Origin of the sequence: Nocardioides mesophilus (assembly GCF_014395785.1) — a bacterium.
Lineage (GTDB): Bacteria > Actinomycetota > Actinomycetes > Propionibacteriales > Nocardioidaceae > Nocardioides_B > Nocardioides_B mesophilus.
Genome location: NZ_CP060713.1, coordinates 3,102,280 through 3,128,890, shown reverse-complemented (window position 1 = coordinate 3,128,890; position 26,611 = coordinate 3,102,280). Strand labels below are relative to the sequence as shown.

16 protein-coding genes and 1 pseudogene are annotated in these 26,611 nt (G+C 73.3%); 11 read left to right on the top strand and 6 right to left on the bottom strand.

The window, feature by feature from the left end; translation table 11 throughout:
* Positions 1-14: 14 nt before the first annotated feature.
* Both H9L09_RS15100 and H9L09_RS15095 read right to left on the bottom strand, forming a co-directional pair.
* Positions 15-2,147 carry a DEAD/DEAH box helicase gene (locus H9L09_RS15100; protein ID WP_187577694.1) on the bottom strand — a complete coding sequence of 711 codons (2,133 nt, stop codon included), beginning with the start codon at positions 2,145-2,147 and terminating at the stop codon, positions 15-17.
* A 327-nt stretch (positions 2,148-2,474) separates the two neighbouring features.
* Positions 2,475-3,404, bottom strand: a complete 930-nt coding sequence (locus H9L09_RS15095) for an EamA family transporter (protein ID WP_223164070.1) — start codon at positions 3,402-3,404, stop codon at positions 2,475-2,477.
* 69 nt (positions 3,405-3,473) lie between these two features.
* Between H9L09_RS15095 and H9L09_RS15090 the strand changes: the two genes are divergently transcribed.
* Genes H9L09_RS15090 through H9L09_RS15080 form a run of 3 tightly spaced genes read left to right on the top strand, consistent with a single transcriptional unit; the run spans position 3,474 to position 6,799 of the window.
* The gene (locus H9L09_RS15090) at positions 3,474-4,373 is read left to right on the top strand and encodes a LysR family transcriptional regulator (protein WP_223164069.1); all 900 of its coding nucleotides are present in this window, start codon (positions 3,474-3,476) and stop codon (positions 4,371-4,373) included.
* Between the two features lie 9 nt (positions 4,374-4,382).
* Positions 4,383-5,261 (top strand): patatin-like phospholipase family protein, encoded by an 879-nt coding sequence (locus H9L09_RS15085; protein ID WP_187577693.1) that lies wholly within the window; start codon positions 4,383-4,385, stop codon positions 5,259-5,261.
* A gap of 14 nt (positions 5,262-5,275) precedes the next feature.
* The gene (locus tag H9L09_RS15080; RefSeq protein ID WP_223164068.1) at positions 5,276-6,799 is read left to right on the top strand and encodes an ATP-binding protein; all 1,524 of its coding nucleotides are present in this window, start codon (positions 5,276-5,278) and stop codon (positions 6,797-6,799) included.
* Between the two features lie 48 nt (positions 6,800-6,847).
* On the opposite strand, the gene H9L09_RS15075 is transcribed toward H9L09_RS15080, so the two are convergent.
* Entirely contained in the window at positions 6,848-7,903 is a 1,056-nt protein-coding gene (locus tag H9L09_RS15075; protein ID WP_187577692.1) for a zinc-dependent alcohol dehydrogenase family protein, read from the bottom strand.
* Between the two features lie 301 nt (positions 7,904-8,204).
* On the opposite strand from H9L09_RS15075, the gene H9L09_RS15070 reads away from it, so the two are divergent.
* The 4 genes from H9L09_RS15070 to H9L09_RS15055 all read left to right on the top strand — a co-directional run bounded on the left by H9L09_RS15070 (position 8,205) and on the right by H9L09_RS15055 (position 14,363).
* A complete protein-coding gene (locus H9L09_RS15070; protein ID WP_187577691.1) occupies positions 8,205-8,882 on the top strand; it encodes a GGDEF domain-containing protein in 678 nt (225 codons plus the stop codon).
* A gap of 100 nt (positions 8,883-8,982) precedes the next feature.
* Entirely contained in the window at positions 8,983-9,984 is a 1,002-nt protein-coding gene (locus H9L09_RS15065; RefSeq protein ID WP_246456047.1) for an NAD(P)-dependent alcohol dehydrogenase, read from the top strand.
* Positions 9,985-10,133: 149 nt separating this feature from the next.
* Entirely contained in the window at positions 10,134-11,432 is a 1,299-nt protein-coding gene (locus H9L09_RS15060) for a hypothetical protein (protein WP_187577690.1), read from the top strand.
* Between the two features lie 69 nt (positions 11,433-11,501).
* Complete coding sequence (locus tag H9L09_RS15055; RefSeq protein ID WP_223164067.1) at positions 11,502-14,363, top strand: FtsW/RodA/SpoVE family cell cycle protein; 2,862 nt, start codon at positions 11,502-11,504, stop codon at positions 14,361-14,363.
* Between the two features lie 30 nt (positions 14,364-14,393).
* On the opposite strand, the gene H9L09_RS15050 is transcribed toward H9L09_RS15055, so the two are convergent.
* Both H9L09_RS15050 and H9L09_RS15045 read right to left on the bottom strand, forming a co-directional pair.
* Entirely contained in the window at positions 14,394-15,410 is a 1,017-nt protein-coding gene (locus H9L09_RS15050; RefSeq protein WP_187577688.1) for a rod shape-determining protein, read from the bottom strand.
* 201 nt (positions 15,411-15,611) lie between these two features.
* Complete coding sequence (locus tag H9L09_RS15045; RefSeq protein ID WP_246456046.1) at positions 15,612-21,137, bottom strand: ATP-binding protein; 5,526 nt, start codon at positions 21,135-21,137, stop codon at positions 15,612-15,614.
* A 307-nt stretch (positions 21,138-21,444) separates the two neighbouring features.
* On the opposite strand from H9L09_RS15045, the gene H9L09_RS15040 reads away from it, so the two are divergent.
* Positions 21,445-21,930, top strand: a complete 486-nt coding sequence (locus H9L09_RS15040; protein WP_187577687.1) for a hypothetical protein — start codon at positions 21,445-21,447, stop codon at positions 21,928-21,930.
* 25 nt (positions 21,931-21,955) lie between these two features.
* Here the strand turns inward: H9L09_RS15040 and ctlX are convergent.
* Positions 21,956-22,989: pseudogene (gene ctlX, locus H9L09_RS15035) on the bottom strand (citrulline utilization hydrolase CtlX).
* 125 nt (positions 22,990-23,114) lie between these two features.
* On the opposite strand from ctlX, the gene H9L09_RS15030 reads away from it, so the two are divergent.
* From H9L09_RS15030 to H9L09_RS15020, 3 genes are all read left to right on the top strand, one after another.
* Complete coding sequence (locus H9L09_RS15030; protein ID WP_187577686.1) at positions 23,115-25,685, top strand: ATP-binding protein; 2,571 nt, start codon at positions 23,115-23,117, stop codon at positions 25,683-25,685.
* A 121-nt stretch (positions 25,686-25,806) separates the two neighbouring features.
* Positions 25,807-26,058, top strand: a complete 252-nt coding sequence (locus tag H9L09_RS15025) for a DUF4242 domain-containing protein (RefSeq protein WP_187577685.1) — start codon at positions 25,807-25,809, stop codon at positions 26,056-26,058.
* Positions 26,058-26,606, top strand: a complete 549-nt coding sequence (locus H9L09_RS15020; RefSeq protein ID WP_187577684.1) for a hypothetical protein — start codon at positions 26,058-26,060, stop codon at positions 26,604-26,606. Before H9L09_RS15025 ends, H9L09_RS15020 begins: the two co-directional genes overlap by 1 nt.
* The last annotated feature ends 5 nt before the right edge of the window (positions 26,607-26,611 follow it).

Genomic DNA, 26,611 nt, shown 5'->3' with positions numbered 1-26,611 from the left:
ACGCGCGCGCCCCGTCACGCCGAGGCCGACAGGGCGTCGGTCAGCAGCGTCACCAGGGCCTCGAGCTGCACGTCGGCCGAGGACGAGATGTCCTCGTCGGAGCCGTCCAGCGCCTTCGCCGCCAGGCCGGCCTTGCTGTCGATGAGCTCGGCGATCCTGGTGTCGATGGTCTGCGCGGCGATGATCCGCCAGGCGGTGACCGGCTCTGCCTGGCCGATCCGGTGGACCCGGTCGATGGCCTGGGTCTGCTCCGCGTCGGTCCACGACAGCTCCGCGAGCACGACGTTGGAGGCGACCTGGAGGTTGAGCCCCACGCCGGCCGCGGTCAGGGAGCAGACCGCGATCGAGACGTCGGGGTCGTTGACGAAGGCGTCGATGTTCTTCTGCCGCGCCGTCGGCGTCTGGTCGCCGCGGATCGAGGAGAACCGGATCCCGCGCTTGGCGAAGGTCTCCTCCGCGGCGTCCATCACGTCCACGTGCTTGGCGAAGAAGACCACCTTGCCGACGTTGCGCGCGAGCTGCGCCGCGTAGTCCGCGGCGAGACCGGCCTTCGCCTGGCCGATCCGGCGGACCATCGAGAACACGTTCTCGTCGGTCTTGCTGCTGGTGTCCTCCCGCTCCCAGGTGGCCACCCGGCGGACGAGCTCGTGGTCGATCCCTTCGACGACGACACCGGAGGTGCGCCTCTCGAGCGCACCCTGGTAGCGCGCCACCAGGCGACGTGCGAGCTCACGCTCCGCCTCGCGGATCGAACGGCCGGCCTCGTCGTCGATCTCCACCGGCAGGTCGGCGATGCGGCGGGCGGGGATGTCCGCGGCCACGTCGACCTTGCGGCGGCGGACGATCCCGAGGTCGACGACGCAGCTGCGCGCGGCCGGGTAGAACCCCGGCTCGCCCGGAGCCAGCCCGGTCTCCTCGAGCGCGTTCATGAGCTCGCCGAGCGGCATCTTGTCGTCGATCCAGCCGAGGAACTGCCAGATGGTCCGGAAGTCCTCGATGTCGTTGATCAGCGGTGTGCCGGTGAGCGCCATCAGCAGCGGCCGCACGACCCGCGACCGGATCCGCTCGGAGAGCTGCAGCACGTGCTGCGAGCGCTGGGAGCTCTTGTTCTTGATGAAGTGCGCCTCGTCGACGACCATCCCGCGGAAGCCGAGGTCGCCGAGCCAGCCGACGTGGCGGTCGAGCACCTCGTAGTTGACGACGACGATGTCGGCGAAGCCGTCGATCGTGTCGCCGTTGCCGTGGATCACGGTCGCCGGTCGGTGCGGGGTCCACAGGGCGGCCTCGCGGGCCCAGTTGGTCTTGACGACGTTCGGCACCACCACGAGCAGCGGGAAGGCGTTCGCCGCCTGGGCCGCCAGCAGCGCCTGGGCGGTCTTGCCCAGACCCGGCTCGTCCGCGAGCAGGAACGTGCGGTGGCCGGAGGCGGCCGCGGCCACCACCCGGGCCTGGTGCGGCATCAGCTCCCGGTCGCCCGGGGCCTTGAGCGATCCCGGCTCGGGCAGGGCCATGCAGGCCGAAGCGCCGCCGCCGGCGACCTCGAAGGACCGGAACAGCGGGCCGAGCAGCTCCCAGCCGGCCAGCCGGCGCGGGCGGGCCTTGACCTGCGCCGCGGAGGAGAAGTCGGGAGGGAGGAAGGGGTTGGCGAGCTGCCGGGAGACCACCGACTGCGGCACGACCCGGCGCTCGGGGGCGGCGGTGGCGGCCGCGGGCTCGCGGGGAGCGGGCTCCTCCGCGGCGGCCTCGACCCCGGCGGTCCTCAGCATCTCGCGCTTGAGCGCGCGGGCCGTGTCCGTGACGACCGCGTCCTCGGCGAGCAGGGAGAGCAGCGAGGTGTCTCGCGCGGCGGTCTTCGCCAGGATCGTCGCGACCCCGTCCAGACGCTTCAGCTGCTCGGTCCTGCGGGCCTCGCTGCCGGCCTCGTCGGCCTTGACGCGGGCGCGCTCCTCGCGCACCAGCAGGGCGACGACCTGGAACTTGGTCCGGACCGACGGCATCACCGGTCCACGCTGGACGGCGGTCTCGATCTCACGCACCGCACGGGCGAGCACCGGGATGATGCCGTCGTTGTCGACCTCGCGGACCCGCCGCTGGTTTCGCGGCGCGGTACGACGAGCGCTCGGTTGGCGCTGGCCTCGTCGAGCCAAAGACTCCTCCTCTGGAGTTTCCGGCGCTTCGCCACGGCGGGGAGATGGAGCCCCCGCACGCAGTCCCGCAGCCGGGGCAAAGGGCGGTCGCGCGCAAGGGACCTGGTGGCCATTGCGAGACACGACCCGGCCGCACGGATCCACGAGAGATCGACGTGGCGAGCCCCGACGACCCGCCACCGTGTGGCACCTCCGACCATCTGGTGATGGCCCGGGCACCGGCCGCCGAGTGCCACGGTCCGTGGACGCGCGGCACCACCGAGGGTCGGTGCTGATATCCATGGTAACCCCCCGTCGTCGACCGGCTCCCGCCGACTCGCTGGGAGCTCACATCGGGGCGGCGCTCACCTGTGCGTCCGCTGCGGTCCGGCGCGCGGGGCGCATCGTGCTGACCGCGACGAGGTTGGCGAGCACCACGATGCCGATGCCGAGCGCCTCGTGCGCTGCCAGGGCCTGCTGGAGGATGATCGCCCCGGCGGTCGCGGCCAGCACCGGGTGCACGCTCATGAACATGCCGAAGAACCGCGACGGGACGAACCTCAGGGCGGTCAGGTCGAGGGCGTAGGGCACCACCGAGCTGAGCAGCCCGGCGGTGATCGCGGCGAGCAGCGGGCCGGTCGAGAACCGACCCTGCACCAGCAGCAGCACGACGACCGGGGCGTTGAGCAGCGCCGCCACGCCGCTCGCGGCGGCCGTCGCCTGCAAGCCCGGCAGGCGGCTTCCCACCAGCCGGTTGAGCAGGATGTACGCCGCCCAGCAGGCGGCCGCGGCGAGCGCGAGGCCGACGCCCAGCACGTCGGTGGCGGGCCCCGGCAGCACCAGGACGTAGACGCCCACCGCGGCGCCGAGGGCGCAGCCGAGGTCCAGCAGCCTGCGCGAGCCGGCCAGCGCCACGGCGAGCGGGCCGAGGAACTCCAGGGTGACCGCGAGGCCGAGGCCGATCCGGTCGATGGCGGTGTACAGGCTCAGGTTCATCGCCGTGAACACCAGGCCGAGCAGCAGCACCGGCCACCACTGCGCCCGGGTGAAGCGGAGCAGCGGCGGCCGCACGGTGGGCAGCAGCACGACCGCGGCGACGAGCTGGCGGACCCCGACGACACCGGCCGGGCCGATGGCCGCGAAGGCGTGCGCCCCGACGGCGGCCCCGGACTGGCTGCTGGCCCCGCTGACGAGCATCGTCACCAGCCCGCGTGCCAGCCCGCCGGTCGCCGGCGTACCGGTGACGACCGGCCCGCTGCCGACGTCGACGCTGGTCATGGCGGCAAGTGTCGGACCCGGTGACCCGAAGCGGAAATGCGGCACGCGGCGGATCGATACGCTTCGCGCATGGATCTGGACACCCGGCACTTGCGTGCGTTGGTGGCGATCGCCGATCACGGCACGTTCACGGACGCGGCGATCGCCCTGCGGGTCTCGCAGGCCTCGGTGTCGCGGTCCGTCCAGCGGCTCGAGGCCGCGCTCGGCGTACGGCTCCTGGCGCGGACCACCCGGCAGGTCGAGCCCACTGCCGCAGGTGAGCGGACCCTCGTGCAGGCGCGCCGGATCCTCGCGACCCTCGCCCAGCTGGAGGCGGCCGCCGTCCAGCAGGGCGACCAGGTGCTGGTCGGCTACGCGTGGGCGGCCCTGGGCGAGCACACCGTCGAGGTGCAACGGGCGTGGGCCGACCAGGAGAGCCGCGGCGATCTCGTCCTCGTGCAGAGCAACACCCCGACCGCCGGGCTGCGGGAGGGTCGGTGCGAGGTCGCGGTGGTCCGTCGTCCGGTCGCCGACCCTGCCCTCGACAGCGTCCGGGTCGGCGTCGAGCAGCGCTGTGCGGTCTTCGCCGACGACCACCCGCTCGCGGCCCGCTCAACCCTCCGCCTCCGGGACCTCGCCGAGCACCCGGTGGCGGTCGACGTCGAGACCGGCACCACCGACGAGGGCCTGTGGCCGGCCGGTGCCGCGCCGTCGGACCTGCGGATGACCCGCGGTGTCGAGGAGTGGCTGACCCTGATCGCGACCGGACGCGCCGTCGGGGTCACCTCGGAGGCGACCGCGGCACAGCACCCCGCCGGGGCGTGGCCTTCCGGGCCGTCGCGGACGCGCCGCCGATCCCGGTGTCGTTGGTGTGGTGGCGCGACAACCCGCCGCCGGCGCTCCCGGGCCTGGTCGCGCTCGTCCGGGCCGCCTACGCGGCCTCCGGGGAAGGGACCGTCGCCCCTGCCCGGTGACCGGCGCCGTTCCTAGGCTCGGTCCATGACCGGCCGGACGGACCTCGCGACAGCGCTGCCACGTCCGCTGGGATTCGTCCTCGGTGGCGGCGGCAGCCTGGGTGCGGTGCAGGTCGGGATGCTGCTGGCCCTGGCCGAGCAGGACTTGGTTCCCGACCTGGTGGTCGGCACCTCGGTCGGGGCCTGGAACGGCGTCGTGGTCGCGCTCGACCCGAAGACCGCCCCCCGACGGCTCGGGGACATCTGGCCCCAGATCACCCGGCAGATGGTCTTCCCGGGCGGCCCGCTGGCCCAGCTCCGGACCTTGCAGCAGGAGAAGACCCACCTCTTTCCCAACACCGGTCTGCGTGCGGTGCTGCACCACTACCTCCCCCGCGCAGCCACCTTCGCGGACCTGTCCCTGCCGTTCGCCGCGGTGACCATGGACGTCGCCACCACGGCTCCGCACGTCCTCCTCGAGGGTCCGCTCGAACCGGCGCTGCTGGCCAGCGCCGCGATCCCGGGGATCTTCCCCGCGGTGCAGGTGGAGGAACGCCGGCTGTACGACGGCGGGGTCGTCGCGAACGTGCCGCTCATGCAGGCCCTGCACCTGGGGGCCCGTTCCCTCGTCGTGCTCGACGCCGCCTTCCCGGGGCGACTGCCGACCCCACCCGAGACGCTGGCCGAGGCACTCCTGTTCACCGCTGTGGTGACGATGCGCGTGCAGGCCACGCTGGAGGCGCCGTACGCCGCCACCCAGGTGCCAGTGGTGTACCTGCCCGGTCCGGAGATCCAACGGGTCTCGCCGCTCGAGTTCGACCACACCGCGCTGCTGCTCGAGGGCGGCTACCAGGAGGCCCGGGCGTTCCTGGAGACGGTGCAGGTGGCGGGTCCCGGTCTGTACGGCTCCCCATCCGGCCGCTGAGAGAGAGGAAGACGATGACCGATGCACGTCTCACCACCGGGGAGGAGAACCCTCTCGCCGACCGGATCGCCCACTACCGCCGGTCCCGGGAGGAGATCGAGCGCAGCATCCTGCCGCTCGCCACGTCCGTGGACGGGAGCACCTTCACGTTCCAGGCGTCGCTGCACGACCTGGAGCTCCGGCGGGCCGGCTACGTGACGCTCGAGGCCGGGGACGAGGAACGACTGGGCCAGATCACGGACCTGCGGATGGCCTCCGTCGACGCGGACGAGTCCGTGGCCGGCCCCGGGGGCCAGGTCCGGGTGCGGCTGGCCGAGGGGGTAGGGACCCTGCTGGAGGGTGACGGGAGGCCCTTCCACGACGCCGCCGTGCGACCCGCGCGACCTGCGGAGGTGGCCGCCTGGCTGGAGCGGGTCCGACCCTCCCGGGCCGGGCTCACCGTCGGCGAGCTGCTCCTGGCGCCGGGCGTGCCGGCCACCCTGGACAGCGGCGGTCTCGACCGGCACACGTTCCTGTGCGGCCAGTCGGGATCCGGCAAGACCTACTCCCTCGGGGTGCTGCTCGAGCGGGTGCTCGCGGAGACCAGCCTGCGGGTGGTCGTCCTCGACCCGAACTCCGACTACGTCGGTCTGGCGCAGGTGCGCGACGGCGCCGACCCCACCCTCGCGGCCCGGTACGCCGACGTGCCGGCCCAGGTCGCGGTCTGGGGCAACGGTCCCGGGGCGGACCGCCCGCTCCGCCTGAGGTTCGCGGACCTGGAGGGACCGGCCCGGGCCGCGCTGCTCGGGCTCGACCCGATCCGGGACCGCGAGGAGTACGCCGTGCTCGCCGAGCTGCTCCGCGCCCAGGAAGACGGCCAGCCCCTGATGACCGGGGCCGATCAGCTGCTCGAGGCTGACTCACCGGGAGCCCGTCAGCTCGGCGCCCGGGCCTTGAACCTCGGAGTGCTCGACTGGCAGGTCTGGGGTCCGGACCAGCCCTCGCTCGTGCAGGAGCTGCGGCAGCCCACGGCGCGGTGCACGGTCGTCGACCTGGGGTCGCTGGACACCGTGCAGGAGCAGCGGCTCGTGGCCGAGGCCGTGCTGTCGACCCTGTGGGCCTCACGGTTGTCGCGCGTCCCCTGCCTGGTGGTGATCGACGAGGCGCACAACATCTGCCCCGCCGAGCCCGCCAACGCGATGACGCGGCTGTCCTCGGAGCGGGCCGTGCAGATCGCCGCCGAGGGCCGCAAGTTCGGGTTGTACCTGCTCACCTCCACGCAGCGCCCGCACAAGGTCCACGAGAACGTCGTGTCCCAGTGCGACAACCTGCTGCTGATGAGGATGAACTCGCGGGCCGACCTCGCCGACCTGGGCCGGTTGTTCTCCTTCGTCCCCGAGGGCCTGATGGCCGGTGCCACGTCGTTCCGGATGGGCCAGGCCCTCGTGGCCGGGAGGATCATGCCGAACGTCGCCTACGTCCGGATGGGCGAGCGCGTCTCCCGGGAGGGCGGCGCCGACATCCCGCGCACCTGGGCGGCGCCGCGGCCGCCGAGCTGAGCCGCCCCGGGGCCGTCTGCTGGCGACGGCCCCGGAGCACGGTCCGGCTCAGCGCTTGATGACGACCTTGAGGGCCTTGGTCTCCGCGGCACGACCGAAGGTGTCGTAGGCGTCGAGGAACTCGTCGAACGTGAAGTGGTGGGTGGCGAACTTCTCCGCCGCCAGCTTCCGCTGCGCCACCAGCTTGAGGAGCATCGGCGTGGTGTTCGTGCTCACCAGGCCGGTGGTGATGGCGATGTCCATGATCCACAGGTCCTGCAGCGCCAGCTCGACCGGCGCTCCGTGCACGCCGACGTTGGCCACCGAGCCACCGGGGCGGACGATCCTGGTGCACGCGTCGAAGGTGGCGGGGATCCCGACCGCCTCGATCGCCACGTCCACCCCGAGCCCGTCGGTCATCGCCTTGACCTGGTCGACCCAGTCCGCTTCCGCGCTGTTGACCGCGTCGGTGGCTCCGAAGCCGATCGCCTGCTCGAGGCGGTGGGTGTCGAGGTCCAGCGCGATGATCCGGGCGGCGCCGTACAGGCTGGAGGTCATGATCGAGGCGAGGCCCACCGGACCGGCGCCGACGACCGCGACGACGTCGCCCGGCTTGACCCGGCCGTAGCGCACCCCGATCTCGAAGCCGGTCGGCAGGATGTCGGAGAGCATCACGGCCGCCTCGTCGCTGACGCCCTCCGGCACCTTGTAGAGCGAGTTGTCCGCGAAGGGCACGCGGACCAGCTCGGCCTGGGTGCCGTCGATGAGGTGTCCGAAGATCCAGCCGATGCCGCTGGTCCCCTCGTCGGCCAGGCAGTGGGCATAGAGGCCCTGGTGGCAGTACGAGCAGGCACCGCAGGCACTGATGCAGGAGATGATCACCCGGTCGCCGACCTCGAGGGTGGACACCGCCGCGCCCACCTCGGCGACGGTGCCGACGCCCTCGTGGCCGAGGATGCGGCCCTCCGTCACCGCCGGTACGTCGCCCTTCAGGATGTGCAGGTCGGTGCCGCAGATCGTCGTCGTCTCGACCCGGACCACGACGTCGGTCGGCTGGAGGATCCGCGCGTCTGGAACCTCCTCCCACGCCTTGTTGCCGGGACCGTGGTAGACCAGCGCCTTCATGTCGTGCCTTCCGTGTCGGTGGGGTCCGTCCGGTACCGGGCGGATCGCGAAACCCGGGTCCAGTCTTGGAGGGCCGGCGAGGACCGGGCAGGGCTGAACGTCCCGGCGGGGACGTGCCGGTGGGCACCCCACATACTCGGGGCATGCCCCCCGACGCCGCCGGCACCGCGCGCCTGCGCGTGTACCTCCTGATGGAGGCCTCGCAGACCGGTGAGCACCGGGCCGCGCGGCGCTGGACCTGCTCCCCGTCCTGGCCCCCTCCACCTCGTCCTCCTCGGGGACACGCACCTTCACCTCCTGGGTGCGCGCGCAGATCCTCACGCCTGTGGAGCCCGAGCCGGCCGTCGTGGCGCACCGGGAGTACGGCCGCCTGGTCGCCGAGCATCGCTGGCGCTCCCGGGAGGGCGTCCTGGCGGCGGCGCGGTCCGCGACCGCCGGTGCACGCCTGAGCGTCGAGCACGCCCGACTGACCCGCGACGTGCTGCTGGACCCGTTGACAGGGCTCTCGAACCGTCGCTGCTTCGACGACTGGCTGGTCAGCGGGGCCGCTCGGGAGCGTTCGGCCGCGGTGCTGTTGATCGACCTGGACGGCTTCAAGGCGGTCAACGACGCGCACGGGCACGCCGTCGGCGACGAGGCCCTGCGCCAGGTCGCCCTGCTCCTCAACCAGCACGTGCGTCCCGGCGACCTGGCCCTGCGGCTGGACGGCGACGAGTTCGCGGTGGTCCTCGAGCACGACGAGCAGGACCCGGTCACGCTGCGGCGCACCGCGCAGGACCGGGCCAGGACCTTGCGTGAGGCGGTGCGTCTCACCGACTGGGCCCGGGTCGCGCAGGGCCTCGAGATCACCATGAGCGTGGGCGTCGCGGCAGCGACGCTCGGCCCGCAGGCACCCGGCGGAGCCGACGCGCTCTACCGCGAGGCGGATGCGGACCTCTACCTGGAGAAGCGCGCCCGCACGGCCGGAGACGCGGGCTGAGGCGCGCGCCGCGCTCCCCCGCGCGGGCCATTGCCGGGCCGGGCGTGCTGCGCTAGCGTCGTCGTACTAAGTACGACGACGCTCGTCTGGATGGCTCACCATGACCGACCCCACCTCCCCCGCAACGACCAGCACCATGCGAGCGGTCGTCCAGGACCGCTACGGCACCTCGGAGGTCCTCCGACCCGCCGAGGTGCCTCGCCCGACGATCGCCGACCACGAGCTGCTGCTGCGCGTGCGTGCCGCCGGGCTGGACCGTGGCACCGAGCACCTGATGACCGGGAAGCCCTACGCGGTACGACTCGCCGTCGGGCTGCGCGCCCCACGCAACCCGGTGCCGGGCCGCGACCTCGCGGGCACGGTCGTGGCCGTCGGCGCCGCGGTCACCCGGTTCGCGGTCGGCGACGACGTCTACGGAACCGCGTCGGTGTCCTTCGCCGAGTACGCCGCCGCCCGGGAGGACAAGCTGGCCCGCAAGCCGGCCAACCTGTCCTTCGCGCAGGCCGCCGTCGTTCCGGTGTCTGGCGGCACCGCGCTGCAGGCGCTGCTGGACGTGGGCGGCCTGCAGGCGGGTCAGTCCGTGCTGGTCCTCGGCGCATCCGGCGGGGTCGGCAGCTACGCCGTACAGATCGCCAAGGCGTTCGGGGCAGAGGTCACCGGAGTCTGCAGCGCTGCGAAGGTCGACCTGGTGGCTGCGCTGGGTGCCGACCACGTCATCGACTACACCCGCGAGGACTTCGCAGAGGGACCGGCGCGGTACGACCTGATCCTCGACATCGGAGGTGGCGCCTCGCTGCGGAGGCTGCGGCGTGCGCTGCAGCCCCGGGGCACGGCCGTTCTCGTCGGCGCCGAGAACGCGGGCAACCTGACCGGCATGGGCCGTCAGCTGCGCGGCGCGCTGGTGTCACCACTGCTGCACCAACGTTTCGTGCTGTTGGTCGCCAAGGAACGAGCCACCCACCTCGAGCGCCTGACCGACCTGATCGAGGCAGGCCGGATCACTCCCAGCATCGACCGCACCTTTGCACTCGAGGATGCGGCCGCAGCCATGCGGCTGCTCGAGAGCGGGCAGGTCCGCGGCAAGGTCGCGATCACCGTCTAGCCGAAGTCCGCACACGGGGTCGAAGGACCCTGGGAAGTCGGCGGTTCTCGTCGCAGACTCGGTCTGGTCCGCGCGGGGGTAAGCCATGCGTGGCAAACGCAGCTTGTCGGTTTGCAGAAGCTGGTGATCGTATGGCTCAGGAAACCTCGGTGTCGAGGCCCAGCACGGTGCGGCCTCGGCAGCGCCCGGACGAGCAGGAGTCCACCGCTGATCCGGCGCCCCCAGGTGAGCTCGCCCCGGCCAGGCCGGTGCCGTTCGACCGACTCCTGTCGGTCGCGGTGCTCACGCCCGCCCAGGCCTGCCTCATCGCGGTGCAGCTGCTCGACGCCGCCCGGCCGAGCGACAACGCCGGCGCAGGGAGTCACGATGACACCCGGCTCGCGGACGTGATCCTGACGTCCGCGGGTGACCTCGAGGTGGGTCGTCGGCATGCCGAGGACGGCACCCCCCTCACCGAGCTCCTCGGCCAGCTCCTCCAGAACGCCCGCCGGCTCCCGGCCCACCCGAGACAGGAGCAGCTGCGGCTGCTGCACCAGCTCGAGCAGGCGGTCGGGGACCCGTCGTCGGACCCCGGTGCGCGGGCCCGCGAGCTCGACGGTGTGCTGACCGAGACGCTCACCCCAGGTGCCCGGCGACGCCTGCCGGGACAGCTGGCGGCGCTCGTGGCCGCGTTCGCGCATGTCGCACCGAGCGTCCCCAGTCCGCACAGAGGCGTCCCTGCCCCCGGCCTCGCACCGATGCGGCCGCACACGGCGCCGGTGCCGGTCCCCCGCGCGGCTCCGACCGCCTCCGGCGCCTCCCGCCCCGACCCGCCCCGGGCACCCGCGGCCGGGCCGGCACCGAGTCGCCCGCCTCGCCGCGGCCGCTCCCTGCTCCGCCGCCGCGCGACCGGGCGGCGGGTGGGGCTCGCGGTGCTCGTGCTGGCAGTCGTGCTGGCGGTCAGCGGCTACGTCATGTTCAGCGGCCCGGGCGTGGACATCGTCGGGCTCGGCGGCAACGACCCGACAGCACCGACCACCACGGCACCCGCCACGCCCGCGAAGAAGCCCGCGAAGAAGCCGGCGAAGCAGCCGGCGGCGAGACAACAGCCGGCGGTCCCGGTCCTCGCGGGTCAGCAGGCCGGGCCGATCACCGGAGTCACGGTGCAGAAGACCGGCAGCTGCCGTCCGGGGGCACTCTGCCCGGTCAAGGTGACGGTGCGCTTCCGTCCGTCCCCGACCAGCCGGCCGGTCAGCTGGAAGGTCGGTGCAGCCCGGGCGTGCACGCGCGGCATCACCTGGTCCGCGCCGACCACGGTGACCGCCCAGCCCGGCTGGACCACCGTCTACGCCAGCTCGTCGGTCCGGGTCCCGCAGGGCCGGTCGCTCGCGCTGACCGCGTTGACCACCACGCCGGCCCGGGCCCAGTCACGGCCGGTGCCGGTGGCCGGCGCCTTGCCGCGCTGCTAGCCGGCCATGCTCAGCCTGGAGCGAGGACCGCTGGGTGCCCGCCGGTCCCGCCCGCAACCTGCGCGGCCGGTGCAGCTCCCGGTCGCTGCCGCGCTCGACCCGTTCGCCGTCGCTGCCGTCGCGATCCTGGCCGGCCTCGGTCTGGCCAACCTCGCGGCCCTGGGCGACACCTCGGTGATGCAGCACCAGCTCGTCGTCGACGCCGCCGGGGTGGCGCTCTTCGTGATGCTGCGCCGCTCGCGCACCGACGGGCTGCGCTGGCTGGGCTGGGGCTGCTACGTGCTGAGCGTGCTGCTGCTGGTCGCCGTCGACCTGGGTGGCACCACGGTCAACGGCGCCCGCCGGTGGCTCGCCTTCGGCTCCTTCACCATGCAGCCGTCCGAGCTCGCCAAGCTGGGGCTGCTGCTGGTGCTGGCCCAGGTGCTCGGCAGCGACCGGTCCTGGCCGCGGCGCCTGGCAGCGGCCCTGGCCGTCGCGGCCCTGCCGATCGCTCTCGTCGTCACCCAGCCCGACCTGTCGACCGCCGCGGTCCTGTGCGCGGTCACCGCCACGATGCTGGTGCTCGGCAGGATCCCGCTCAAGGTGCTCGTGCTCTTCCTCGTCACCGCCGTGCTGGTGCTGCCGCTCGGGGAGCACCTGCTGCATCCCTACCAGCAGGAGCGGCTCGACGCCTTCCTCAGCGGCTCGACCGACGCCAACGGCCCCGGCTGGGCGATCCTGCAGATGCACATCGCGCTGGCCTGGGGCGGTCTCACCGGTGGGGCGACCCATCCACTGCACAACCTGGTGGCGCTCTACCTTCCCGAAGGCGAGACCGACCTCGCCTTCGCCAGCCTCGTGGAGCAGCGCGGGATCCTCGCCGGTGCGCTCGCCGTGCTCGCCGCCGCCGTGCTGGTGTGGCGGGTGGTGAGTGCCAGCCGCCGCGCCCGGAGCCGTTCCGCGGCCCTGGCCGCAGCGGGCTTCGCAGTGCTTCTCAGCGTCGAGGTGGCCGTCTCGGTCGCCGGCAACCTCGGCCTGGTCCCCACCGCGGGGGTGCCGTTCCCGCTCCTCAGCTACGGAGGTACGGCGGCCACCGTGCACATCGCCGCGCTCGGACTGGTGCTGGCTCTCCGCGCCGACGGCGAGACCCACCGGCTCTGGAGCCGCACCGGCCCGGATGCCGTCCGGCCACGGCTGCTGCGCACGACCGCCGTCGCGGTCACCGGCACCCTGCTCGCGATGGTCGGCTTCGTCTGGCAGCTGCAGAGCGCCGACGGGACCCAGCTCCGCGCCGCCGCGCTGAGCCAGATGATGCGGTGCACGCGGGTGCCCGCCGCCCGCGGCGACATCACCGACCGGCACGGCGTCCCGTTCGCCGTCGACGCCCGGCGCGACCGGGTGGCGACGGTGCCGGCGCTGGTGCGGCCCGACGAGGTGCCGACGCTGGCAGCGCTCACGGCCCAACCCGAGCGCAGCCTGCGCCGGCTGCTCCGCCGGCACCAGAGCAGCCTCGACCTCACCGTCGCGTCGCTCCCCCCGGCTGCCGGCCGCCGGGTTCGCGCCGCCGGGCTTCCCGGGGTCTTCGTCGTCCCGGACACACGCCGGCTCTACCGCGCGGGCGCACTCGGACCCCTGCTCGGTTGGACCGGCGTGGCCACCCCGGTCGAGATGGAGCGCTGGCCCGATCTGCCTCTCGGGGCCCTCGTGGGCCGCACTGGGCTCGAGCAGACCTACGACCCGATCCTGCGCGGCACCGACGGCCGCCAGTGCGTCTACGTGACCCCGGCAGGGACGCCGGTGTCACTCGGCCCCTACATCGCGCCCCGACGCGGCAGCACCGTGCGCCTCACCCTCGACCTGGGCCTGCAGCGCAAGCTGACCGAGGAGCTCGCCACGGCGCTGCGCGGCTACCCGGGCCAGCCCCGGGGCGATCTCGGCGGCACGGTCGTCCTGGACCCGAGGAACGGGCAGGTGCTGGCCATGGCCAGCCTGCCCTCCTACCACAGCAGCGTCTTCGGCCCACCCGTGCGCAACCGGGAGCTGCTCCGCCTCGCGCACCAACCGGGGAGCCCGATGCTCGAGCACGCGACGCAGGTGGCGGCCCCGCCCGGCTCGACGTTCAAGCTCGTGGTCGCCGCCGCGAACCTGCGCGAGGGGCTGATCCCCCCGGACCGGGTGCTCCCCGGCGGCGGCGGCTGGACGCTGGGCGACCACACCTTCGGCAACTGGATGGCGCTGCCCGCGCAGAGCCTCCCGGAGGCGCTCTCGTGGTCCAACGACGTGTACTTCTACCAGCTCGCCTGGGCGCTCGGCCCGCGGCCGATCATCCGCACCGCGCGCAGCCTGGGCGTCGGCCACCAGACCGGGATCGACCTGCCCGCCGAGTCCTCCGGCTACCTGGGCACCCCGGCGTCGGTGACCCAGGCGGGGGGCACCTGGTACGCCGGCTCCACGGTGATCCTCGGCATCGGGCAGGGCTACCTGACCGCGACGCCGCTGCAGGACGCGCTCTGGACGGCCGGCGTGGCCACCGGCTCCATGGTCACCCCGCACCTCGGGCTGGGCTACGGCCACGGGCTGCGCCGCTACACGCCGCTGCGCTGGCCGCGGCCGCACCGGCTGCCGTACGCCGACCGGCTCGGGCCGGTCCGTGCCGGGATGGCGCTGGCCGCGACGACCGGCACCGCCAGCATCCTGACCGCGCTGCCGGTCACGTCAGGCGCCAAGACCGGCTCGGCGGAGGACCCGTCGTCCACCAACGGCGCGCCGGACTCGTGGTTCACCGCCGCCGCCCCGTTCAAGCGGCCGCGGATGGTGGCGACGTCGTTCGTCCGCGGTGGCGGTCACGGGGTGAGCACGTCCGGTGCGGTGGTGCTGCCGGTGATGCAGTACTTCTTCGCCCACGAGCGGGAGATCATGCACGCCGGGCCTACCGCGAAGAAGCGCCGCTGAGGACCGCTCCTGACCGCGACGCAGGACCGGTCAGGTCGCCTCGACGAAGGTGTCCTGGTAGGCGCGCACCACGTCGGGGTCGGCGAGGCATCGCGAGGCGCCCTCGGCGACGCAGGTCAACGGCCGGTCGGCCATCCGCACCGGGAAGGCGAACGCGGCCTCGATGAGCTTGTCGAAGCCACGCAGCAGGCTCGAGCCGCCGAACACCGTGATCCCGTCAGTGAGGATGTCGTCGGCCGCCTGCGGAGGCAGGTCGTCGAGGGCGCCGGCGAGCGCGGCGATGATGGCGTCCGCGGTCGGCCGCAGCGCGTCGAGGACCTCGGCGGACTCCAGGGTCAGCAGCCGGGGGCGACCGGTGGCCAGGTCGATCCCTTGCACGACCGAGGAGAGGCCCTCGTCGGTGTCCTGCCGGCACTTCAGTGACTCCGCGGTCAGCTCGCCGACGAGCAGCTGGTGCTCGGAGCGCAGGTAGCGGTAGAGGGCCAGGGTCATCTCGTCGCCGGCGATCCGCGACGAGCGGTGCGAGAGCACACCGCCGTAGCAGAACGCGGTGATCTCCGAGGTTCCCCCACCGATGTCGACGACCATGTGCGCCCGCGGCTCGAGCGGGTCCAGCCCGCACCCGACGGCCCCGGCGATCGGCTCGGGGATCACCTCGGGCTTGCGGATCCCTGCCTCGTGGGCCACCTCGAGCAGGGCACGTCGTTCCAGGGCAGTGGCCCCGGCCGGCACCCCGATCACCGCTCGCGGGCGGCCTCGTTGCCAGGCGGGCGCGGCGATCTTGCCCAGGACGCCGACGACGAAGGCCCGCGCCGACTCGAGGTCGACGATGACGCCGTCGTGCAGCGGCCGCACCGCGGCGAGCCCGACCGGACAGCGGCCCATGAGGTCGCGGGCCTCGTGGCCGACCAGCAGCGGTCGGACGCGCCGGGAGCGGGCCTCGGACGTCCGCACCACCATCACCGACGGCTCGTCCATCACCACCCCGCGGCGCTGGTGGCACACCACCGTGTTGGCGGTGCCGAGGTCGATGCCGAAACCGGTCATGTGAGGTCATCCATCCGCGAAGGGCCCGATGCCCTCCAAGGTACGACCTCGGGGCGCTGCGATCACCGGGCCGTTGGTCCGTACTGCGAGCGACACTCGGGCCATTGCGCGGGCGCGAATCGTCCCGGTCGCCGCTGGACCCGGCGGCGGCCCGGCCGAGGTCGGCCCGGCGCCGCGGCGGTCGGGTCAGCCGCGACCGGGTCAGCCCCCCGCCGGCGCCGAGCGCTCGATGACGCGGATGATCTCCGGCCGCAGCCGCGAGGCCGGGATGACCGCGTCGACGGACCCGACCTCGACCGCCCGGTGGATGTTGTGGACGGAGTCGAACTCGGCCGCCACCTCGCTGATCTTCTCCGCCCGGGTCGCCGCCCGCAGCTCCGCCTGCTCGACGACGAGCCTGCTGCGCTCGGAGCCGGACGCCTCGGCGATCCGGGCCTCGAGCTCGCGGACGGCAGGGCTGGCCGCGGTGCGCTTCTCGACCTCGCCGGTGAACACGACCGCTGCGGCGGGCGCACCGCCGATCACCGAGGCGAACGATCCTTCGAGGGCCAGCACCGTCATGTTCGGGTTCAGCGCCTTGGAGAACACCACGAAGGCGCCGCCGTGGTAGCGCGAGACGACGCAGAACACGATCGGGCCGCGGAAGTTCACGATCGCGCGGCCGATCTCCGCGCCGTACTCCAGCTGCAGGTGCCGCATCGAGTCCGGTGACCCGTCGAAGCCCGACAGGTTCGCCAGCACGACCAGCGGCCGGTTGCCGCTGGCCGCGTTGATCGCGCGGGCCGCCTTCTTCGACGACTTCGGGAACAGCGTCCCCGCGGTGTAGGTGTCCGGCCCGTCGGCCGGCGGGAAGCCGCGGCGGCGGATCGACCGCGACTCGATGCCGAGCAGGCAGACCGGGTAGCCGCCCAGGTGTGCGTCCTGGACCACGGCGGTGTCCGCGTCGGCCATGCCGGCCCAGCGCTCCAGCGTCGGGTGGTCCTGGTCGGCGACGGCCCGCATCACGGTGCGGATGTCGAACGCCTTCTTCCGGTCCGGGTTGGTCTCGGCCGAGAAGATCTCCCCCACTGTCCGGAAGTCGCTGTCCGGCACGTCGTGCGGGAACGAGGAGATGTCGCGGTCCACGTCGTCGGTGGTGGCCACCCGGCGCGGTCCCGGCTCGCCCGGCACGACGTATGTGTGCTCGTAGTGGGCCAGCAGCACCTCGAAGGCCCCGGCCAGGTTCGGCGCCCAGTACTGCGCCTGGCCGTTCGGACCCATCACCCGGTCGTAGCCGCCGATCCCGAAGTTGTCCTCCGCCGAGACGCCGCCGGAGAAGTCCAGGGACTGCTTGCCGGTGAGCACCATGGCGCTGTCCGGCGTCATCACCAGGATCCCCTTGGTGTGCATGAGCATCGTCGCCTCGGCGTTCCAGTACGGCTGGGCGCCGACGTTGATGCCGGCGACCACGACGTTGATCTCGCCGCCGGCCTGGGTGAACTCCACGATCCGGCGCAGCGCCGCGGCCACCCAGTCCATGTTCTCGGTGCCGGAGTCCATCGAGATCCGGGCGCCCGCGGAGAGCGCGAACCACTCGACCGGCACCTGCAGGCGCTCCGCGAGGTCGAGGGCGGCGATGATGCGCAGGCACTCCGGCTCGGAGACCGAGCCCAGCGACTTGGTGGGGTCCCCGCAGAGCACCACGCGGGTGATCCCTGCGGGGTGCAGCGGGGTCGGGGTGCTGACGACCGCGGCGATGATGCCCGCCTTGTTCAGCCCGCGGGCGCGGTCCACCGGCACCAGCGCGCCGGTGTCGTCGAGGTCGTGCTCGACCAGCGTGCCGTCGGGACCGGCCAGCACCGACGCCAGCTCGTAGGGGTAGACCAGGCCGCGCCGCCGGGACCGGAGCACCTTGGCCGCGTAGTCGTCCAGGGGCTTGAGGAGGTCGCTCGGCGGCTCCTCGACCGTCGAGACGACGCCGGCGCCCGGCTGCACGCCGAAGCGCACGGCCACCGGGACCGGCTCACCGCCGGGGATCGCCACCCGACCCTGGGCGAGCACCTCCTCGATGCCGGCGCCGTCGGTCAGCGGCCGGATCTTGTCGCCGAGCGCGCCCAGCCCGCTCTCGTCGATCTCCACCACCGGCCACACGTGCACCCACACGTGGTTCATGTCGAGCTTGGCGCCCGCCGAGCCGCGGGCCACCCGAGCCCGCCGGATCGCCTCGAGGCAGCTCTCCACGGCGCGCTCGGCGTGCGGGATCGAGGTGACCCGGCCGTCCTCGTCGCGGACCACGGCGAGCTGGCGCACCTGGGCCAGCGCCACCAGCCGCCGGTCCGCGGGGTTCTCCCGCGCGACGCACTCGTAGAGCAGCACGTCCTCGGGCGCCTCGATCCGGGTCACCGCGAAGTTGCGGAGCCGCCACAGGTTCAGGCGCCGGCCCACCATCGGGTGGACGCCGCGGGTCAGGTCGTCCTCGGCGACGCCGCCGGCGCCGTCGGGCCGGAAGGCGAAGTAGCCGACAGGTCGGCCGCTGCCGGCGCAGACGGCGACGGTGACCCGGCGTACGTCGCCGGCGAACGGCAGCGCCTCGACCAGCGGGCGGAGCCGGCCGCTCACGTCGTCGGCCGACTCGGGCGCCTCGGGCCAGTGCAGATAGAGGTCGACCACGGCCTCCTGCCCGTCGCGGCGGCGCGCGACCTGCTCGCCGACCGAGGCGGCCAGCGCCCCCGCCGGGCCGCTCAGCTCGGCCACCGTGCCCACGGTCGAGACCAGCCGGGTGGGTCGCTCGTCGAGGACGTAGTCGGCGACGACGAACGGACGGTCCCCGGACTCGATCGACTCCAGGTCGCGCAGGTCGTACTCGCGGTAGTGGCGCCGGGCCAGCACCTCCAGCATCGGCTCCCGGGCGGGTACGCCGTCCTCGAGCCGCTCGGCCAGGAAGCGGACGATCTGCTCCGGGATCGCCGCGAGCGCGTTGATCCGCTCCGCCCGGTCCGGCAGGTCGCCGTCGGCCGCAAGCGCGACCAGCTCGTCACGGACCCCGGCGAGCACCCCGGCGCGCTCGGCGTCGACGGCCGGCTGGTCGAACCAGCGGAACCGGACGCTGCGCGCCAGGTCCCCGATCACCGGGAACCGCAGCTGGGTGGCCCGGCCGAGCCGCTCGAGCAGGTCCCGGGCCTCGCCGGCGAGGCGACCGGTCGGCGACGGTTCGTCGATCCACCGGCCGAGCACCGCGGAGGCCAGCGCGACCTCGGGGGCCGAGCGCTGCTGGGCGACGAAGATCCGGAAGACGCTCTCCTCCAGGGTCCGGGTCCGGTCCAGGTCCTCGACGCCGTAGTGGCGCAGCACCCGCAGCAGCCGGTCCCGGAACTGCTCGGGCAGGCCGCCGCGCTCCACGTCCAGGCTCTGCAGGAAGGTGTGGAAGTGCTCGCGCGAGCTGTGCACCCGCAGCTCTGTGTGCCGCTCCTCGTCCGCGGGCTGGTTGCGGCTCAGCTCGGCCAGGTCGGCCAGGCTGCCGAGCAGCGCCATCTCGTCGGGGAGCACCGAGACGCCCTCGGCGCGCAGCTCCTCGCGCACGGTCAGGTAGGCGGTCAGCGCCCCGTCCTGGTCCCGCGGCGGCACGTCGTAGCCGAGGATGACCGCCGCGAGCGCGGCGCGGCTCCGGGTCGCGCGCACGGCCGCGGTCTGACCGCCCTCGGGGGCCGGCAGGTCCAGCTCCGTGCCGGCAGTCTCGGGTGCGGCGACGGCCTCGGCCCCGTCCTCGACCGGCTCCAGCTTGACCAGCGCGGCGCCGGTCTCGACCTGGCTGCCGGTGATCACCGAGAGCTCCTTGACCCGGGCCCGGAACGGCGCGTAGACCACCGTCTCCATCTTCATCGACTCCAGGACCACGACCGGCGCGCCCGCCGCGACCTCCTCGCCGACGCCGACGGGCGTGGCGACGACCAGCGCCGGCGCCGGGGAGCGCAGCACGCCGCCCTCGTCCCGGGTGATCCGGTGCACCACGCCGTCGACCTCGACCAGGGTGCTGGGACCGTGGGTGGCGGTCACCAGGTGGTAGCGCCGGCCGGCGACGTCGAGCCGCCGGTGGAACTCGTCGATGCGCTCGAGCTCCACGTCGACGCTCTGCTCGGTGTCGCCCGAGGCGATGCTCACCCGGTAGCGCAACGGCCCGGTGTTGATCGTCGAGACCTGGTACGTCGTACCGCGCAGCTTGAGCTCGACCGGACGCCCGGCCTGGTGACGGGCCTGGGGGCGTCCGCCGTGCGCGGTCTCAAGCAGGTGCGTGACCTGGATCCGCAGCTCGTCGGTGTAGGCCTCGATCGCCGCGGCGACGATGGCGATCCCGGCGTGCTTGTGGGCGACGAGCCTGCCTTCGCCGCGGACCCGGTCGATCCAGCTGGTGTCGGCCCAGCCGCCCGTTCCGTCGACGACCTCGGGCTGGTCGAGCAGGTCGAGCACGAAGCTCTTGTTGCAGGTGCCGCCCTCGATCACCACGGTGGTCTCGGTCATCGCCCGGCGCAGCCGCGCGAGGGCCTCCTCGCGGGTGGGTCCGTAGGCGATGATCTTCGCGATCATCGAGTCGAAGTCCGGCGGGATCGTGTCGCCCTCGGTGACCCCGGTGTCCACCCGGATCCCGGGGCCGGTCGGCAGCTCGAACCGGACGATCCGGCCGGGCGCCGGCGCGAAGTCGCGGTCCGGGTCCTCGGCGTTCAGGCGCGCCTCGATGGCATGCCCCTTCTCGGCGGGCCGCTCGCCCTCGAGCCGGCCGCCACCCGCGACGTGGATCTGCGCTTTCACCAGGTCGACGTCGGTGGTGACCTCGGTGATCGAGTGCTCGACCTGGAGCCGGGTGTTGACCTCCAGGAACGCGAAGGTCTTGTCGCCGGGGTGGTACAGGAACTCCACGGTGCCCGCGCCGACGTACCCGACGGTGATCGCCAGACGCTCCGCCGCCGCCTTCAGCTCGTCGGCCTGCGCCGGGGAGAGCAGCGGCGACGACGACTCCTCGATGACCTTCTGGTTGCGCCGCTGGATCGAGCAGTCGCGGACCCCGAGCGCCCAGGCGGTGCCGTGGCTGTCGGCGATCAGCTGCACCTCGACGTGGCGGGCGCCGGTGACCAGGCGCTCGAGGAAGACGGTGCCGTTGCCGAACGCGCGCAACGCCTCGTCGCTGGTGCGCTGGTAGGCGTCCTCGAGGTCGGCTTCCGAGGCCACCATCCGGATCCCGCGGCCGCCGCCGCCGGCGGTCGCCTTCAGCATCAGCGGGTAGCCGATCTCCTCGGCGGCGGCCAGCGCGCCGGCCAGCGTCTCCACGGCGCCGCGGCTCCACGGGGCGACGGGCACGCCCACCTCCTCGGCGATCAGCTTCGAGCCGATCTTGTCGCCGAGCTTGCGCATCGCTTCGGCGCTGGGTCCGATGAAGGTGACCCCGAGCCGGTCGCACAGGTCCACGAAGGTCGGGTCCTCGGCCACGAAGCCCCAGCCCGGCCACACCGCGTCCGCGCCGGTGTCCACCAGCGCCCGCTCGAGGGCCGCCAGATCGATGTAGGGGCGGCCGGCCGCGGGTCCGAGGTCGTAGGACAGGTCGGCCTCCCGCACGAAGGTCGCCCGGCTCTCGCCCTCGGTGTGCAGCGCCACCGTCTGGATCGGACCGGAGCCCGACGCGTTGATCTCGCGCACCGCGTGGATCAGCCGCATCGCAGCCTCACCGCGGTTCACGATCGCGATACGAGAGAACGTCACCAAGACCTCCGCCGGCCCGCCGCCGGGCACTTCCCGCCGGGTCCACTGAGAACCTGCCACGGATACCCCGTTACGAGCCAGTCACAACCTCTCGATGACCACGATCAGAACGCATGCGACAGCCCGGATCGACCGGCCGCCGATGTCGGAAGACTCTGACCACGACGGGCCCTTCGGCCCTTCCGGAGCCCCGGGGCGCGGCCGACGTTGGGCCCGAAGGGCTCACGTACCTGCCGGACCGACGTCGGCCGCCGAAGGGTGCGAGGTGCGATCCCGCGCGGCAGGCGTCCCGTAGAAGGGAGTCGAGATGCGCGTGCACCCTGTGTCGTGGCAACCCGGGGCATCCCGGAGCCAGCGGGCGGCGTCGGCCGCCGGCGTCGTCAGGCCCGCCGGCCGGTTCGGATTTCACTTCCTGGAGATGTGTGCCGTCATGTGCATCGGTGGAGGGCTGGGGGTCGGGTTGTTCTTCGGGGCTGCCTCCCTGCTGGGGTCCCCTGACCTCGCGACCGATGCTCCGGTCTGGTCGGCGCTCGTCGCCTCGCTCATCCTGGCGGCGGTGATGGTGGCCTGGATGCGGTTCCGGCGGATGGACTGGCGGCCCGCCTGGGAGATGGCAGCCTCTTCGGTCGCCGCGGCCGCTGTGCTGATCGTGGGCTACGGGGTCGACATCGTCTCCGCGGCGGCCCTGGTGCCCAGCGTGTGCCTCCTGGCGTGCGTCGCCATGATCGTCGTGATGCTGTTCCGGATCCCGCTCTACACCTCCAGCCACGCCGGCCATCACCAGGCCGGCTGAGCGGCACCGCCGCTGACCGTGACGGTCAGTCCGCCGCCTCCCCGGTGGCGATGTCCTGGCCGTCGGCGGTGTGCGGGTTCTGGTCGATCGCCTCGACGGCGGCGGTGGGCTCGGGCTCGACCGCCGGCCGCCGGTCGAGGTGGACCCCGGCGATCATGCACCGGACCGAACCGCCGGCCAGCTCGATCGTGGGGATGTCGACCGCCACGATCTCGCAGGACTCCTCGATCGTCGCGACCTGGTCCGGCCGCAGGCTCCGGCGTGCCCGGGCCGACATGGCCATGATGTAGCGGCGCCGGCCCTCCGGCGTACGACCGCACAGCTCCACGGCGTTGCCGGCGAACTCGCGGATCTGCTGCTCGGAGAGCTCGACCACCACCCTCCCGTTGACCGAGAGCCGCTCGCGGACCTCGGCACGGCGCTGCTCGTCCGGGATCATCTCCAGGGCGACCATCGCGACATCGGTGCCGATGCAGGCGATGACGTTGGTGTGGTAGACCGGCACGCCCGCGGAGTCGACCGCGTCGAAGGCCATCGGCTCGTAGCCGAAGTCGGTGCAGAACCGCTCGAGGACGTGGGTGTCGGCCCGGTGGCTGCGCGCCGTGTAGGCGACCCGTGAGACGTGGTCGAGCACCATCGCGCCGGTGCCCTCGAGGAAGATGCCGTCGGGTTCCAGGCCGGAGTAGTCCACGATGGTCTGGACCCGGTACTGGGACTTGAGCAGCTCCAGCACGTCGGCGCGACGTTCGTGCCGACGGTTGGAGGCGTACATCGGGTAGACCGCGATGTTGCCCCCGCGTGGGTGGAGAGCCAGTTGTTCGGGAAGACGCTGTCCGGGCGGGTGTGGTCCTCGTCCTCGAAGACGTGCACGGTCACCCCCGCGTCGCGCAGGGCCTGCGCGACGGCGTCCATCTCGGCCAGCGCCTTGGTCGACGTGGCGTCGTCGGACTGTCCCTCGGGGACGTGACGCTGGAAGGCGTTGTCGGCCGCCGTGGCGGGATTGGGGATGAAACGATCCGCACGGATCAGGATGACGGCTGACGGGGCCTGCGCACTCACGCAGAGAATCTAGGACATCGCTCCCGCAGGTCCGCAGGCACCATGGCCCGTCGTCCGGGTGGCCGTGGCTTTCTCACCCCTCAGCGTTATGGACGGGGATGGCGCCGACGCCCGACAATCGAGGAATGCTCCTCGAGCGCGAGGCCCAGCTGGCGGCTCTGTCCGAGTACGCCGACGACGCGCGGGCCGGGCGCGGGCGGCTCGTGCTGGTCGCCGGCGAGGCCGGGATCGGCAAGACCGCGCTGGTGGAGACCTTCCAGCGGTCGGTCGGACTGCGCACCCTGCACGGCGCCTGCGACGGCCTCTTCACCCCGCGCGCGCTGGGGCCGCTGTTCGACGTCGCCACCGAGGCCGGCGGCGCTCTGCTCGACGCCTGCCGGGCGGAGCGACCGCGGGAGGAGCTGTTCGCCACGCTGCTGGTGACGCTGGCCGAGCAACCGACCGTGGTCGTGCTCGAGGATCTGCACTGGGCCGACGAGGCCACGCTGGACCTCGTCCGTCACGTCGGTCGGCGCCTCAAGGACCTCCCCGTCGTGGTGCTGGCGACCTACCGCGACGACGGGCTCTCGGCCCGGGACCCGCTGCGCGTGGCCCTCGGGGAGCTGGGCTCACAGCGGACCACCCGGCGGATCGACCTGGCCCCGCTGTCGGGGCCGGCGGTCGACGAGCTGGCCGCCGCCGTGGCGACGTCCGGCACCGAGCTCTACCGGCTCACCGGCGGCAATCCGTTCTTCGTCACCGAGATGTTGCGCGGCAGCCCGGGCACGGTCCCGCCGTCGGCCCGGGACGCGGTGCTGGCCCGGGTCGCCCGGCTCCGGGATCCGACCCGGCGGACGGCGGAGGCCGCGGCGCTGCTCGGTGGTCGCGTCGACGTCGGCCTGCTGGGCGCGGTGTGCGAGGCCCGGGCCGACCATCTCGACGAGCTGGTGGTGTCGGGCCTCCTGGTCAGCGGACCGGCCGGCCTGCGCTTCCGCCACGAGCTGACCCGCCTGGCCATCGCCCAGGAGATCCCCGCGCACCGTGTGGTCGCCATCCATGCCGCCGCCCTCGCAGCGCTCGGCACGCGGGGCGCGGACGAGGCCCGGCTCGCCTACCACGCCGAGGGCGCTGGCGACGCGCAGGCGGTCCAGCTGTTCGCACCGCGGGCCGCAGAGCGCTCGGCCCAACTGGGCTCGCACCGTGAAGCCGTCGCCCAGCTCGAACGCGCGCTGCGCTTCATCGACGGCGTCCGGGCCGAGGAGGTCGCCGACCTCTGGACGAGGCTGAGTGTCGAGTCCGGTCTGACCGACAGCTGGGACCGGTCCCGGGAGGCCAGCGACGCCGCCCTCGCCCTGTGGCGCCACGCAGGTGACCCGTTGCGCATCGGTGATGCGCTGCGCGTCCGGAGCGCGGCGCTGTGGCGGCTGTGCCGGCAGCAGGAGGCGGCCGAGAGCGCCCGTGAGGCGGTCCAGGTGCTCGAACCGCTGGGCCGCACCCCCGAGCTGGCCGGAGCGCTCGCACGACTGTCGGTGTTCCAGGACGACCTGTCGGCCTGCCTCGACGTGGCCCGTCGGGCCGAGGTCCTCGCCCGCGAGCTGGAGCTGCCGGACGTGATCAGCGACGCGCTCAACACCCAAGCGTGCGCCCTGGCCGCCCGGGGTGAGCCGTGGGAGGCGCCGATGCGCGAGTCTTTGGCGCTGGCTCAGGCGACCCGCAGCGACGCGCAGGCGGGCCGGATCTACGCGAACTACCTGGTCCTGCTCCTGGGAGAGCGCCGGTGGGAGGACCTGGACCTGATCGCGGCGGAAGGGATGGCCTACTGCGACGAGCACGACATCGCCACCTACGGCTACTGCATCCGGGCTGCCCAGGGCGAAGCGATGCTGTCGCGGGGGCGCTGGGACGAGGCCGTCGCCCTGTCCCAGCCTCTGGTGGACCTCAAGACCTCGCCCGCGAACGTCGTCGCGCCCCTGTGCGTGGTCGGTCTGGTGCGGACCCGTCGCGACCAGCCGGGAGGCATGGCAGCCCTGGACGAGGCGGTCGGGATCGCCGACCAGACCGGGGACCTCGAGTGGGAGCTGGTCACGAAGATCCCCCGCGCGGAGGCGCACCTGCTGGCCGGGGACCCGGTTGCGGCCCGACGAGACCTCGGAGAGTGCCTGCGGCCCGGCCTCGCCGAGATCACACCGGCGACGGTCGGGGTGTTCCTGCTCTGGCTGCGGCGGGCGGGGCTGTCGGCGCCCGACGTGCCCGGACTGGTGCTGGAGCCGCCGGTGCAGCTCGGCCTCGCCGGCCACGCATGCGAGGCTGCAGCGGCGTGGGACGAGCGGCAGATGCCCTACGAGGCAGCCTGGGCCCTGCTAGACGGCGGGACCGCCGACGAGGTGCACGAGGCCCTGGCCCGCTTCGACCGGATCGGGACGCCGGCCGCCGCCAGGCTCGCGCGTCAGGAGCTACGCCGGCTCGGCAGCCCCTCCGTGCCGACCGGTTCACGGGCGGCCACCCGGGCCCACCCTGCCGGTCTGACCCAGCGGGAGGCGGAGGTGCTGGCGCTGGTGGCCGAGGGGATGACCGACGAGCAGATCGCCGTACGGCTGGTGGTCTCGGTCCGCACCGTGCACCACCACGTGTCGGCCGTTCTCACCAAGCTGGGCGTGACCTCGCGTCACGCGGCCGCCACGGAGGCGCGGCTCCGCGGCCTGGTCGTCGTGGCCTGACCCGAGCCGAACCTGGGCAACGGCCCTTCCGAACATGGGCATCCGCTGCCCATTCGCTGTGCGGGCGCGGCCCCTAGCGTCGTCGTACCAACCGTGCACGACGAACGAAAGGACCGGGACCATGCCGCTCTACATGGACGTCCACCATCTGGATGGCGGAGTCAGCATCGAGGATGTGTCGAAGGCCCACGAGGCGGACCTGCAGGCCCAGGGCGAGCACGACGTCAGCTACCTGCGCTACTGGGTCGACGAGGGCAGGGGCAAGATCTTCTGCCTCGTGGACGCGCCGTCGTCCGAGGCCGCCGCCACCGTGCACCGCGAGGCCCACGGCCTCGTCGCCGACGAGATCTACGAAGTCAAGGAGGGATCGTGATGCGCACCCTCCCCCAAATGACGGTCGGTGCCGCCACCCTCGCACTGGCCGCGACGGTCACGCCCGCTGTCGCTTCGCCGCGGGACGACCTGCAGCTGACCCGCGCCGCCACGGCCCGGTTCCACTCCCTGGGCCAGGCGACGTCGTCGGGGTACGGCGAGCTGCGTGACGCCGCCGGGATCGCCTGCATCGACAACCCGGCCGGCGGCATGGGGATCCACTACGTCAACGGCGCCCTGGTCGGGGATCCGAGCCTGACGCCGGGCTCGCCCGAGGTGCTGGTCTACCAGCCGGCGGCCGACGGGTCGCTGCACCTGGTCGCCCTGGAGTACGTCATCCTCGAGTCCACTTGGCGGGCCACCCACCCCGACCCGGCCGACGTGCCGCGGCTGTTCGGCCAGTCCTTCGAACGCCTGGCCGGCCCGGGTGAGGCGCAGCCGCAGAACCGCTACGGCCTGCCCGCCTTCTACGAGCTGCACCTGTGGCTGTGGAAGCCGAATCCGAGCGGCATGTTCCACGACTGGAACCCGGACGTGACCTGCCCGTAGGGCGA